Source organism: Planktothrix sp. PLAVEN19ND, from assembly GCF_057220675.1.
The window spans coordinates 2984115-2996467 of sequence record NZ_CM170132.1 but is presented as its reverse complement, the minus strand read 5'-3'; the positions used below and the strand labels follow the sequence as shown (position 1 = coordinate 2996467).

At 42.1% G+C, this 12353-nt stretch carries 10 protein-coding genes; 4 read left to right on the top strand and 6 right to left on the bottom strand.

Going from position 1 to position 12353, the window contains the following annotated elements; all coding sequences use genetic code 11:
* The first annotated feature begins 322 nt into the window (after nucleotides 1-322).
* Nucleotides 323-538 carry a 30S ribosomal protein S21 gene (gene rpsU, locus AC2D3N_RS13155; protein WP_026788585.1) on the top strand — a complete coding sequence of 72 codons (216 nt, stop codon included), beginning with the start codon at nucleotides 323-325 and terminating at the stop codon, nucleotides 536-538.
* Between the two features lie 124 nt (nucleotides 539-662).
* Here the strand turns inward: rpsU and AC2D3N_RS13150 are convergent, their stop codons facing one another.
* The 3 genes from AC2D3N_RS13150 to AC2D3N_RS13140 form a co-directional block, all read right to left on the bottom strand.
* Entirely contained in the window at nucleotides 663-2402 is a 1740-nt protein-coding gene (locus AC2D3N_RS13150; RefSeq protein WP_484691106.1) for a potassium channel family protein, read from the bottom strand.
* A 130-nt stretch (nucleotides 2403-2532) separates the two neighbouring features.
* Nucleotides 2533-3102, bottom strand: a complete 570-nt coding sequence (locus AC2D3N_RS13145; protein ID WP_484691105.1) for a Uma2 family endonuclease — start codon at nucleotides 3100-3102, stop codon at nucleotides 2533-2535.
* An 80-nt stretch (nucleotides 3103-3182) separates the two neighbouring features.
* Entirely contained in the window at nucleotides 3183-3605 is a 423-nt protein-coding gene (locus tag AC2D3N_RS13140; RefSeq protein ID WP_079681137.1) for a hypothetical protein, read from the bottom strand.
* Between the two features lie 144 nt (nucleotides 3606-3749).
* Between AC2D3N_RS13140 and gnd the strand changes: the two genes are divergently transcribed.
* Nucleotides 3750-5171 (top strand): decarboxylating NADP(+)-dependent phosphogluconate dehydrogenase, encoded by a 1422-nt coding sequence (gnd, locus tag AC2D3N_RS13135; RefSeq protein WP_079681136.1) that lies wholly within the window; start codon nucleotides 3750-3752, stop codon nucleotides 5169-5171.
* Between the two features lie 203 nt (nucleotides 5172-5374).
* Here the strand turns inward: gnd and AC2D3N_RS13130 are convergent, their stop codons facing one another.
* Together AC2D3N_RS13130 and ruvB are read right to left on the bottom strand one after the other, a co-directional pair.
* Nucleotides 5375-6721, bottom strand: a complete 1347-nt coding sequence (locus tag AC2D3N_RS13130; protein WP_484691104.1) for a YegS/Rv2252/BmrU family lipid kinase — start codon at nucleotides 6719-6721, stop codon at nucleotides 5375-5377.
* A gap of 39 nt (nucleotides 6722-6760) precedes the next feature.
* Nucleotides 6761-7894 (bottom strand): Holliday junction branch migration DNA helicase RuvB, encoded by a 1134-nt coding sequence (gene ruvB, locus AC2D3N_RS13125; protein WP_079681134.1) that lies wholly within the window; start codon nucleotides 7892-7894, stop codon nucleotides 6761-6763.
* A 237-nt stretch (nucleotides 7895-8131) separates the two neighbouring features.
* Between ruvB and AC2D3N_RS13120 the strand changes: the two genes are divergently transcribed.
* Complete coding sequence (locus AC2D3N_RS13120) at nucleotides 8132-9745, top strand: HEAT repeat domain-containing protein (protein ID WP_484691103.1); 1614 nt, start codon at nucleotides 8132-8134, stop codon at nucleotides 9743-9745.
* Nucleotides 9746-9830: 85 nt separating this feature from the next.
* Here the strand turns inward: AC2D3N_RS13120 and AC2D3N_RS13115 are convergent, their stop codons facing one another.
* The gene (locus AC2D3N_RS13115) at nucleotides 9831-10316 is read right to left on the bottom strand and encodes an allophycocyanin subunit alpha-B (protein ID WP_079681132.1); all 486 of its coding nucleotides are present in this window, start codon (nucleotides 10314-10316) and stop codon (nucleotides 9831-9833) included.
* A 428-nt stretch (nucleotides 10317-10744) separates the two neighbouring features.
* Here AC2D3N_RS13115 and rlmD point away from each other — a divergent pair, with 428 nt between their 5' ends.
* Entirely contained in the window at nucleotides 10745-12136 is a 1392-nt protein-coding gene (rlmD, locus tag AC2D3N_RS13110; RefSeq protein ID WP_484691102.1) for a 23S rRNA (uracil(1939)-C(5))-methyltransferase RlmD, read from the top strand.
* The last annotated feature ends 217 nt before the right edge of the window (nucleotides 12137-12353 follow it).

Below are 12353 nucleotides of genomic sequence, written 5' to 3'. Positions count from 1 at the left end.
TCACACACCTTATCTCAGTCCATTGCCAAGGATCACCCCAGCATGGAGTGAGATAAGGTCGGAATTTGTGTTATAGTAAGAACTGCTCTGCATGGGGAGTAGATGGCAAGCACTATGCCGTATAGGAAAATTTTTTCTACCATGCTTCGATTTATGCGGATTTTCCCCATTGTTGTCATTGGGGTCTGTCTCAAGCCTTGATCAATACTTCGGGGAGCGGACAGGGGTCTGTAAATGTGAAGACCCACCTTGTCCCGTTTCTATCCGCTAAATCAGGGTAGCTTGTTAAACCAATCTATAATTTTAACTGGGAGAATATGGAATGAGCCAAGTCGTTCTCGGTGAAACTGAGCAATTAGAGTCTGCTTTGCGTCGCTTTAAACGAAAAGTTTCACAAGCTGGCATTTTTGCCGATCTGAAAAAAAATCGTCACTTTGAAACCCCCGGACAAAAACGCAAGCGTAAAGAGGTAGCTCGCCATAAAGAACGCCGTCGCCTTCGCAACCGTAGACAACAATTTCAAAATAGTGAACCCTAAAGGGAAAAACGGACATTTGCAGTGAGCAGTTAGTCGGTGTTTGTCCGTCATGTAGTACGAACGGGGACGTTCGTATTTTACATCCTTCACGACTAACGGTTTGCTGTCCCTGTTTCCCGACACATTAATTCTTTCCTGGCCCTAGGCTCGACTCTCGACTGAATGCGTGATGATCCTCCCAGGGAAATCGTTCTGGGGGGAGAGTGTGCCACAGTTGCTCAATATGATGGGCTGGCATAGTCAAATATAAAATATCCCCAGGTTGTAGGAGAAAATTCAGCAGTTCCCAACTGTGAATTGTTTGATAGGCGGTTTCAATATATAAGGGAACAAAATCAGCTTTTCTGGCAACCTCTTGGACTCGCTTCCCACAAAAGGGGTGATTGTGGGTAATCAGGGTTCCTAAAGCCACCCACAAACTATCCGCCGTAATTCCACTCCCTAAAATTTTTCCTCCCAGTGCCGCTGCTGCAAAGGCTGGAGCCGCAATTTCCGTTGTATTTAAGACCGCTTCAAAATCAAAAATCTGTTGTACCATCAAGGCAAAATGGGAGTCATGGGTGCGAGTGATCACCCTTAAGCGGGGTGCTAATCCCCTAGCACTTAAAACAATTTCTAAATTTCCCGTATCATCATTGGTAACGGCTAATAGGGCTTCGGCGGCTTCAATGTTGACGCTTTTTAGGGTATTAGCTAAACTGGCATCTCCTTCAAAAATGGGAATTTTTAACCCCTTGGCGGTACTGAGAAAACGGCTATTAGGATCACGTTCAATCACAACAACTTCATAACCCCGTTGATATAAATGTTGGGCAATATTTAATCCTAATTCTCCTAATCCACAAATAACATAGTGATTGCGTTCGGGAACTCGGGTCGCATCCAGATAATCTTTCAAACGAGTTCCTAAGATAAAATCATTTAATAGGGCATAACTAATTCCCACAACTCCGGTGCCAATTAACATCATCACCACCGTAAATATTTTAATACTATCGGGGGAATGTTCAACAACTTGTTCATTCCCTCCGGCTCCGGTAATCATCCCCACGGAAAAATAGAGGGAATCTACAAAAGAATAACTAGGATCGACAACAACATAGGTTAAAGCTGCTCCTAATATTGTTAGAAATAAAATTGAACTGACAATTAAAGCTGACTTAGCATATTGTTTAAACTTTTGTAGCCCCCGTTTGAATTTAAGAAAGCGATATTTCAGATCCTTTTGAATTTGATGGGTTTTGGGTTTGATCGCTATAATTAAGCGATCGCCTACCTGTAACTTTTGATCCGCCATCACCCCAGAAACTAAATCAATTTTATCTTTAAACGGCAAATAATAAATTAACATTCGACCCGAATCTGCCCATAAATCCCTCAAACTATGTCCTAACCAGGGATGATCTTCATCGATTAATTCTTCATGAATCGGCCAAATTTGATTAAATAATTCTAGTTGTCCAATTGCTTGATTTCCCAAAGCTGCAAAGGCAAACACAGGAGCAGCCAGAGCCGAAACGCTCATGGTACTATGATCTGGTAAAGTTTGATTCAGGCGCGTTCCTAAATTAGTATTAAATAAACGATTAATAATCCGAATCTGAGGATTTAAAATTCGGGCTTGCATTAAAATCGCTAAATTTGTCGCTTCATCATTTCCGGCTAAAATCAAAGCGTTGGCTGTTTTTACCCCGGCGGCTAATAAAGTCGAAGCGGAGCGTAAATTCCCCACCACCACATCAGACCCTTCTTGGGGGATGGGTTTATCGCTGATGCCCACAACAATAGCACCTTGTTGTTTCAGGAGTCTAAAAATCTGATATCCCGTGCGACCTAAACTACAAACAATAATTCGAGGTTTCATAGGTATTACAATCCATAACAGCGATCATCCCACTAAAGTTCTTAACCTGATAGCCACCTGATGAAATTATCAATGGTCTGATTCCCCCGAAACTGTATCTTAAAACACGAACTCCCATAGAAAAGTGCTTTCAGAATTCATCATCGGTAAAAACCGGAGGCCATAATTCATTAATCGATAATTCCCAACCTGCAAATAGTTCTGGCAGGGTTAAAATATCTCCATTTCCGAGTACAATGGGCTCCTCTGTAGCGCGATAAACCGTAACTGTTAACTCATCAGGATCAATTAAAATACCAACTTGCGCCCCTAATTCTAAAAACTGATTAATTTTCTTTTTTAACGGATTGATGCGATCGCTCTGGGATTTAATTTCTACGACTAAATCAGGCACTAATTCAGCAAAATAACGCACACTTTTTCTAAGACGGGATGCGCGAACAAAAGAAACATCAGGGGCTTTTAGGTTGGTATTCGGGAGAATAAAACCCCCAGCAGAGTCAAAGACACGACCTAAACGACGAGGTTTAACCCAATTTCCCAATAGTCTAATTAATTCGGCTCCAACTTCACTAGAGACAATATCCGATGGCCCCATAATCTCAATCTTCCCGTTAATCAATTCTAACTGATAATCTAAACCGCCTTCGGAGAGATTTTTTTGGACTTGCTCTAAATCTTTTATGGTCATCAAAGACATAAAAATAATCTCCTATTATGTTTTATTAGATTTTAATTATAACAAAAAAAGCGATCGCTATCCCCACAATAATTAATAGTTTAGAGTCCAGTTAGAGCATCGGTATTCGGGTCAGGTAGAGGCTGTTGAACATCGATATTAGACCAGGATTTCGCAGGGGAAGAAGGACGTTGAACCGATAAACGAGTAGTTGATTGTAACCGTCCTTGATCCTGTAACTTAACCAATTCTTCTTGATAAATACCCATTAACCGAGCTAAACTTTCAGCAATTTGATCCCAACTTTCATCACTGACAATTTTATCGGCAATCCCTTGAAACAGATCCCCTTGTTTGCTTTTCTTGACAAATTCCTTCAACCGTTTACCCGATTTTTGTAAAACCGCTTGGTAAACTTCCCCATTCGACCACCAGAGGCCCGGTTGAGTTAATAACCAAGTCAGGATATATTCTTGGGCGTGTTGTTCCTTAACCCAAGTGGCGAGATACTGTAATTCTTCCATCGGTTTTAATCAAACTGCACTAAATTCTTGATCCGGCAAATCTTTAAAAAAATCTGACTTAAATTATACACCCAGTAAAATCAACGCTAATCTAATAAGATTACTGCATTCAGTAACCCACAATATTACATTCAATAGAAATCTATGACCCTACAAAAATTTGGTGTAATTGGTCTAGCCGTCATGGGTGAAAACCTGGCGCTCAACGTTGAGCGTAATGGGTTTCCGATCGCAGTTTATAACCGCACCGGGGCTAAAACCGATGAGTTTATGCAGCAACGGGCCCAGGGAAAAAACGTCAAAGCCGCCTATACCCTAGAAGAATTTGTCCAATCTTTAGAACGTCCCCGCCGGATTCTGGTGATGGTCAAAGCCGGGAAACCCGTTGATGCCGTGATTGATCAGCTTAAACCCCTGCTGGATCAAGATGACATGATTATCGACGGGGGCAACTCCCTCTATGAAGACACCGAACGCCGCACCAAGGAATTAGAAGCCACGGGTTTAGGGTTTGTGGGCATGGGTGTGAGTGGGGGGGAAGAAGGCGCCCTCTGGGGGCCTAGCCTAATGCCAGGGGGGACAGAAGCCTCCTATAAAGAATTAGAGCCGATTTTAACCAAAATTGCCGCCCAGGTGGATGACGGCCCCTGTGTAACGTTTATTGGGCCAGGGGGGGCGGGTCACTACGTTAAGATGGTGCATAACGGCATTGAATATGGGGATATGCAGTTAATTGCCGAAGCCTACGACCTGCTAAAAAATGTCGCCCGGTTGAATGCGGCGCAACTGCATGAAGTCTTTGCCCAATGGAATACCACCGACGAACTCAATTCTTTTTTAATTGAAATTACGGCGGATATTTTCAAAAAGATTGACCCGGAAACCGGTTCTCCTTTAGTTGATTTAATTGTTGATTCCGCCGGACAAAAAGGTACCGGACGCTGGACGGTAATGAGTGCTTTAGAGTTGGGTGTTTCGATTCCTACAATTATCGCGGCGGTGAATAGTCGGATTATTTCTTCCTATAAAGATCAACGGGTAGCCGCTTCCGTAGAATTGCCTTGGCCGACGAGTGAATATCAGGGCGATATTTCCGAATTAGTGAATAAAATTCGGGATGCGTTGTACTGTTCTAAAATTTGTTCCTATGCCCAAGGGATGGCGTTATTAGGTGCCGCTTCTAAGGAATATGGGTACAATTTGGATCTGGGGGAAATGGCGCGAATTTGGAAAGGAGGCTGTATTATTCGGGCGGGATTTTTGAATAAAATTAAAGCCGCTTTTAGCGAGAATCCTGATTTACCGAATTTGTTATTGGCGCCAGAATTTAAACAGACGATTTTAGATCGTCAACAAGCCTGGCGGGAAGTGTTAGTTATTGCCAATCAATTTGGGATTCCGGTTCCGGCTTTTAGTGCGTCCTTAGACTATTTTGATAGTTACCGACGGGCAACTTTACCCTTGAATTTAACCCAAGCCCAACGGGATTATTTTGGTGCCCATACCTATGAACGCACCGATAAACCCAGGGGTGAATTTTTCCACACGGAATGGACAAAAGACTAAGTATTAACTAACTTCGTAGTGAGCCCTTCAGGGCTCAATATCTTTTAGGGCTAACTACTTTGTGGTGGGGCGTTTACGCCTCAAAGAAAGCCCTAAAGGGCTTACTACGTTAAATTTCACTTAGGAAAATTTGATTAATGGTTAGATTAAGTTCGGTAAATGTAGGGGAAATTAGGCGATCGCCTTTTCTAAAAACAATGTCATCAACCAGTTAAGCTATTCCCTATTTTATCAGCTTCAATCCTATCAACAGCTTCTATACTTTCAACCGTTGGTAAAGATGAAAAAGCCGGAGTTATAATTATTAATCCCCTGGGAACACATTCCACTTCTATCGGTGTTGTCCCAATAATTTCCCCATCTACAACCACTTTTTGGGGGGGATTTGTAGAAATTCTAATCCGTTGAGTTCTAAATCCGATCATATTATCCCGTTGAATTTCTACCTTCAGTAAACCCGCCCCCAATAAACCCATCATTCCCGCCACCGCCTGCATTTTATTCACCGGAGAAGTATAGATTAAAACCTCTAATAATCCATCATCAGGAACAATTTGTCCCAAACCTTGAGCTAAAACCGAAGTAGCAGGGGCGACATTAGCAATAGTAATCGCGGCGGCTTCAACTTGATTAATTTCGCCATTAATTTCAATTGTCGTTTCAAAGTCTTTTTGTTCCTTTAATTGTTGCCATCCTGCCATGATATAAGCTAAGGGCCCCCAGCGTTTTTTCGCATCTCGATCCGCCTTATTAACTGTTTCCGCTTCAAACCCAATTCCCGCTAATAAAATCATCGGTAAACTATTACAATAAGCCATATCAACGGTACGAACTAATCCCGCAATAATTACTTCACAAGCCCCTTGAATATTAGTCGGAATTCCCAAAGCCACCGAAAAAGCATTGGCAGTTCCTCGAGGAATAATTCCCAAGGGAATATTAGTATTTATCACGGCTCCAGCTACGGCAGAAACCGTGCCATCTCCCCCCGATGCGATGACTAAATCCACCTTTTCTTCGATCGCATCTTGTGCTAATTGAGTCGGATCAGTTTCTGCGGTTGTTAAGCAAACTTTTAAGTGAAAATAAGGTTCTAATAATTGTCGAATTAATAATAAATCTTGATTGGCATTTCCTACCCCAGCAACAGGATTAAAAATCAAATGAGCCGAACGAGTTCGTCGCAGTTGCACAATAATAGCTTCGGCGGTTCCAGTATTAGTCGCGATCGGAATATTATAGATATTGCAAACTCTTAATAAATTTAAAAGCGGGAATTCATAAAGGTGGGTTTGGGTGGATTCTACTAAATAAATAACAGCTACAATTTCTTCTCTGGCGGTGATTTTAGACGCGATGACAATATCTCCCCCCTGTCGTAAAGGCAAAACCGTTTCAACCTTTAACCAGGTCTGTTGAGTTAAAGCCGTTGCGATACTGTCTAAAGCCGCTAGATGATAATGGGACAGAATATTCGCGTGTTGAGTCACAAAGCTGACTAAAGTTTCTTGCTGAGTTTCGTCAGCTAAGAGAAAAATCGTCCCTGGCATAATTCACCGATGATTATTGCAATTATTAGTATAGCTAATTTAACTATTTTGAGGATGATCTAATCCTAAATGTTTCCAAGCCGCAGGCGTCGCTACACGACCCCGATTTGTCCGTTGAATAAACCCAATTTGCATTAAATAGGGTTCATAAACTTCTTCAATAGTTTGGGTATCTTCCCCCGTAATTGCCGCCATGGTTTCTAATCCCACTGGCCCCCCTTGAAATTTTTCAATAATAGCCGTTAACATATTTCGGTCTGTCCAATCTAATCCCAGGGGATCAACATTAAATAATTCCAAAGCAATATTCGCCACTTCTGCATCAATTTCACCCGTACTTTTCACCTGTACATAATCCCGAACTCGACGTAATAAACGATTCGCAATTCGAGGGGTTCCCCTAGCCCGTTGAGCAATTTCTATCGCTCCTTCTGGGGTGATCGGAGTATTTAATAACTTGGCACTCCGTTGAACAATTAAACTTAATTCGTCCACTTCATAAAAGCGTAACCGTTGAATAATGCCGAAGCGATCGCGCAGGGGAGCCGTGAGGGAACCCACCCGAGTTGTAGCACCAACAATCGTAAAAGGTTTCAGGGGAATACTCCGAGTTTTTGCCGATCTTCCCTGACCAATAGTAATATCTAATCGGCAATCCTCCATCGCCGGATATAAAATTTCCTCCGCCACTTTAGATAACCGATGAATTTCATCAATAAATAAGACTTCCCCGGGTTTTAAACTAACTAATAATCCGGCAATATCCCGAGGTTTTTCTAACGCGGGAGCCGTGGTAATTTTACAAGTCACCCCCATTTCCGAGGCTAAAATTAAGGACATGGTGGTTTTTCCCAATCCCGGCGGGCCATATAATAATAAATGATCTAAAGGTTCCTGACGGGATTTTGCCGCGGCGATCGCAATCGATAAAACCTCTTTTAAATCCTTTTGTCCCACATAATCTTCTAAACGATGGGGTCGGATTTTCTCATCCTGTTGACGATTAATTTCTTCCTCGGGTATCGCTTCGGCTGCTAACAAATAATCCAATTCATCCGTTGGCTCACTACTCTTGGATTTTCTGGATTTTTTAGCCATGGGAGTCGCTAACCCAGAAAACTCATCAGACGGTTCGGGTTCAGGGGACTGCTTTTTTGAAGAAATAATCGCCATAATAGACTTATGCCATACCGGGGCTACAGGTTCCAACTTTAGCAGGTTTTGGGTGAAACTAATCCTATTATTAGTCTCCAAATCAATATAAAATAAGAACTGAATAAGGGAATAGGCAATTAGGGAATGGGTAATAGCAAGAGTTTGCCTCCCGGTAATCCCTCTCAGAGAGTCCTAAAGGACTTACTACGTTGAGATGCCCCCTGCTCCCGGTGCTCCCCTGTCTGTCCCAATTCAATGATTAATTATTCAGATATTGAGATATTCAAAAAACAACTGCATCAGTTGAGTGATGAACAACTCAAACAAGACTATTTGCGGGGTGCATTGACCTTTGATTTTCTCGCAGAGGTATTGGGGGAGGTTGAGTCGGAAGAATTAGTTCTGCGATTGGTGAGTTTAGGTTTAAAATTGAATATTATTCAAGGAATTTTATTAACAAAAAATGTTAAACCTGAATTTCAAATTAAGGCTTTTTCTCGGGTACTCCAGTTAAATATTCCCCTGGCTTTAAAAATTCGTCTGTTGGGACAAACCCGTTCACCCCTATTACTTTCTTGGTTGCTTAAAGGATTACATCATAACAATCAATTGGTGAATGCTTGGTCGGCTTGGGCGATCGCTCAAATCGGTGAAGCTGCTGAATCTTCCCTATTAAAAGCCTTAAAAGATCCCCAACAAAAAGTCCGTCTTTGGGCAATTTGGGCGTTAGGGCAAATTGGCAGCGATCGGGCAATTCGTGGATTAATTATGGCTTTGCACCATGAAGATAGTCAAGTTCGTTGGCGAGCCGCCGCCGCTTTAGGAAAAATCAAAAATCGTTTAGCCACAACAAAATTAAGAGAAATTTTAGTTTCCGATCCAGAGCATTATGTCCGAGGTCGGGCTGCAACTGCATTAGGGAATTTAGGGGGAGCAGCAGCAATTATTGGGTTAAAAAATTCCCTTGATGATCGAGAATTTTATGTTTATACTAATGCAGTTTATGGCTTAGAAACCATTGGCGATTCCTTTGCCATTAAGGTACTTTTACAAGCTCTTAATCATGGTAATTCAGATGTTAGAATCCGGGTTGTTGAAGTTTTAGGTCGAATTGGAGGGGATTTTATTGTTAATAAGTTGCTCAATAAAATTCATGATCCCGATCCGTTTGTGCGGGCAAAAGTGGTTGAAACGATTCAATCTATGAATACTCCTTTAGCCATTGGGGGTCTAAAAACCGCCTTGAATGATACGGATATTTATGTGCGTTCCTGGGCAGAAACGGCTTTGCAAAAATTAGATTCTCCCTCACCAACAACCCTATTAAAAATATTATTGGATTCTGATATTACTTCTCCCCATGCTAATTTACCTAAACTCTGGATTGGATCTAGGGCGGAAGCTAGTGAATATATTTTACAGAAATTTCGAGGAGCAAATATTCACCATTTAATTTCTATCGGTAGTCCGGGTAGTGAACTGCCTGAAGGGTTCGATCAAGTTCCGAATCGATTACGATTAGAATTTGATGATATTGATACCCCCTGCCATGATCCTGAATATGTTTTACCCAGTCTTCAACATATTTTAAAAGCCCTTCATTTTATGAAATCTGTTCGTGCCCATCAAGGAGATTTATTAATTCATTGTCAAGCAGGAATTAGTCGATCAACGGCGATCGCATTTACCCTATATGCCTATGGTTTAGGAATCGGAAAAGAAGCAGAAGCCCTTAATTATATTGTGGCGGTGCAACCCCAAGCTATACCGAATCAATGGATTGTGGAACTAGCCGATATCGCTCTCAAACGAGGAGGCAGATTAATTCAAACCCTACGCCATTATCGCCGTTCTTTTCCTAATTCCTAATTCCTAATTCCCTGCTACATACAAAAAATCTGTGAAGACGGACACTAAGTGCATCTTCACAGACACCTGAAAACCAGGCTGAAAATTAGGACATGGCTTGAATGATAAAGTCAAAGTAGGGGGCTGCTTCCTTCGCATCTTCGTCATCGAGTAACGCCAGAGACGCTTCCTTGAGACAACGAACCGCTTCCACCATCCCAGGCATCGGAACACCCAAAGAGTTATACATATCTTTGACACCGATTAAACCAATGTCTTCAATGGGATCTTTATCACCCGAAAGAACTCCATAGGTAATCAACCGCAGATACCAGCCATAGTCCCGAAGGCATAGGGCCCGTTCCCGTGAGCCGGACGCATTACCACCGGGGGCAATAAAATCAGGGCGTTTTTTCCACAGTTGGTTACTAGCACGCTCTACAATCTTCTTTTCATTATCCGCAAGGGTCGAAGCAATTCGCACGCGCTGTTCACCCGTTTTTAAAAAGTCATTGATGTTTTTGAGTTCACCAACACTAGGATAACGGAGTTCATCGTCAGCTTTGAGAATAACTTGGCTAACTACTGTCATCTAAAACCTCAGAGCTATTAAAGTTTTTCAAGATACCATTAAGTAGTTTAGCGACTTGAGGGGATCAGGGGAAGTCATAACCTTTGTAAACTTTCATCCATCCTCATCAAAGTGGGGTGGAAACACCTGTGCAAAGTCGTGGAGATCGGGCAGAGTCAAGAGTTATCTGCCCCGGTTTAGTCTGAATACCCTTAACAATTCTTAATTTTCACCCCTCAACGGTTAATCAGTTATCAGTCATCAGTCATCAGTTATCAGTTAAGAGGTAGTTTGCAGTTATTTACAGTAAAATAGATCTATACTTTATTTCTTTCACTGTTTACTGTTTACTCTGTAGAGACAGGTTCCGGGGAGATTTTTTTTAAATAAACTAAAATCTTGATCAACCCATTGATTACTGATAACTGATTACTGATAACTGATTAATAATGTGGCAGCAAGGGCAACAAGTTGAAGTCGAAATCACAGATTTGACCGATGAAGGTAGTGGCGTCGGTCGTTACCAAGAGCGGGTTATATTTGTTCCTGATACAGTTCCTGGCGATCGGGTGCGGGTGCGGTTAGTGCGGGTGAAAACCCAATATGCAGAAGGCAAGTTAGACCGACTGTTAAGCCCCTCAACCGATCGCATTTCCCCTCGATGTATTGTGGCGGATAAATGTGGCGGATGTCAGTGGCAACATATTGATTATGCGCTGCAACTGCAAAGTAAGCGAAATTTAGTCGTTAAAACCTTAGAAAAAATTGGAGGATTTATCGATCCTCCGGTGGATCAGGTGTTAGCAGGAGCGTCGGAATTAGGTTATCGCAATAAAGTTACCTATCCCCTAGGACGGTCAGCAACGGGTCAAGTCCAGGCGGGTTACTTCCAGAAACATAGCCATCGTTTGGTTAACTTAAATCAATGTCCGGTACAGGATCAACGGCTAAATCCTTTACTGGCTAATGTGAAACAGGATATTCAAAACCGGGGATGGTCAATTTATGAAGAAGCCCAACATCGGGGCAAACTTCGCCATCTCTCCCTCAGAATTGGACGGCGTACCGGGGAAATGTTATTAACCTTAATTGCCACCCAAGCCAGTTTACCCGGACTGACGGAACAGGCGGAAACTTGGTTAGAACAATATCCGGGGTTACAAGGGGTTTGTTTAAATTTGAATCCCGATCAAACTAATGTGATTTTTGGTCAGGAAACACGCTGTTTAGCGGGTCATCCCTATTTAAAAGAAGAATTTGGGGGGTTAACGTTTTTTCTAGGGCCCGATACGTTTTTTCAAGTGAATACGGAAGTGGCGGAAGCATTATTAGAAATCATGCTCCAGGAACTTAATTTACAAGGGACTGAACGCATTGTTGATGCCTATTGTGGGATTGGAACCTTTACTTTACCCCTAGCTTCCTATTTATTGAAAAAACAAAGAGGTTCAATTCAGCCCTCCGATCTTCCCCAAGTCATGGGTTTAGAAGTCCAAGAAACCGCCATAGACCAGGCTCGAAAAAATGCGATTTTTAATCAGCTTGATCAGGTAGAGTTTAAATTAGGAACGGTGCAAAAGTTGTTACCCCAGTTAGGATATAAACCGGATGTTGTTTTGCTTGATCCTCCCCGAAAAGGCTGCGATCGCACGGTCTTAGAAACCTTACGGTCACTGCAACCGCAACACTTGATTTATATTAGTTGTAGACCCGCCACCCTAGCCAGAGATCTGAAGATTTTATGTGAAACCGGAGTTTATGAATTAGTGCGGGTACAACCTGCGGATTTTTTCCCGCAAACGTCCCATGTTGAATCTATGGCATTTTTGCGGCGTTTATAAACAAGTCGGATCATGTGCTCAGAAATCAGGTTTCTGACTTAACCTTTGCTGAATAATCAAAAGATGACGGAAGAAACCCGATTTCTGGCGGGCTAAAACTGCCTTTTTTTATATTCATTTAGTTGGTATTGGGCAAAAGGAGAATATTCTTCTTTTGCCTATTTTAATCTTTGGTTTAATTTTGATATAATTAATTTAAACAGTTGAGAATCTGGGG

Bases quoted from the DNA above. Each gene is read 5' to 3' on its own strand.
- AC2D3N_RS13130 (WP_484691104.1), bottom strand. From the start codon at position 6,721: ATGCCAGGGACGATTTTTCTCTTAGCTGACGAAACTCAGCAAGAAACT.
- AC2D3N_RS13120 (WP_484691103.1), top strand. From the start codon at position 8,132: ATGATTAATTATTCAGATATTGAGATATTCAAAAAACAACTGCATCAG.
- rlmD (WP_484691102.1), top strand. From the start codon at position 10,745: ATGTGGCAGCAAGGGCAACAAGTTGAAGTCGAAATCACAGATTTGACC.
- ruvB (WP_079681134.1), bottom strand. From the start codon at position 7,894: ATGGCGATTATTTCTTCAAAAAAGCAGTCCCCTGAACCCGAACCGTCT.
- gnd (WP_079681136.1), top strand. From the start codon at position 3,750: ATGACCCTACAAAAATTTGGTGTAATTGGTCTAGCCGTCATGGGTGAA.
- AC2D3N_RS13140 (WP_079681137.1), bottom strand. From the start codon at position 3,605: ATGGAAGAATTACAGTATCTCGCCACTTGGGTTAAGGAACAACACGCC.
- AC2D3N_RS13115 (WP_079681132.1), bottom strand. From the start codon at position 10,316: ATGACAGTAGTTAGCCAAGTTATTCTCAAAGCTGACGATGAACTCCGT.
- AC2D3N_RS13145 (WP_484691105.1), bottom strand. From the start codon at position 3,102: ATGTCTTTGATGACCATAAAAGATTTAGAGCAAGTCCAAAAAAATCTC.
- rpsU (WP_026788585.1), top strand. From the start codon at position 323: ATGAGCCAAGTCGTTCTCGGTGAAACTGAGCAATTAGAGTCTGCTTTG.
- AC2D3N_RS13150 (WP_484691106.1), bottom strand. From the start codon at position 2,402: ATGAAACCTCGAATTATTGTTTGTAGTTTAGGTCGCACGGGATATCAG.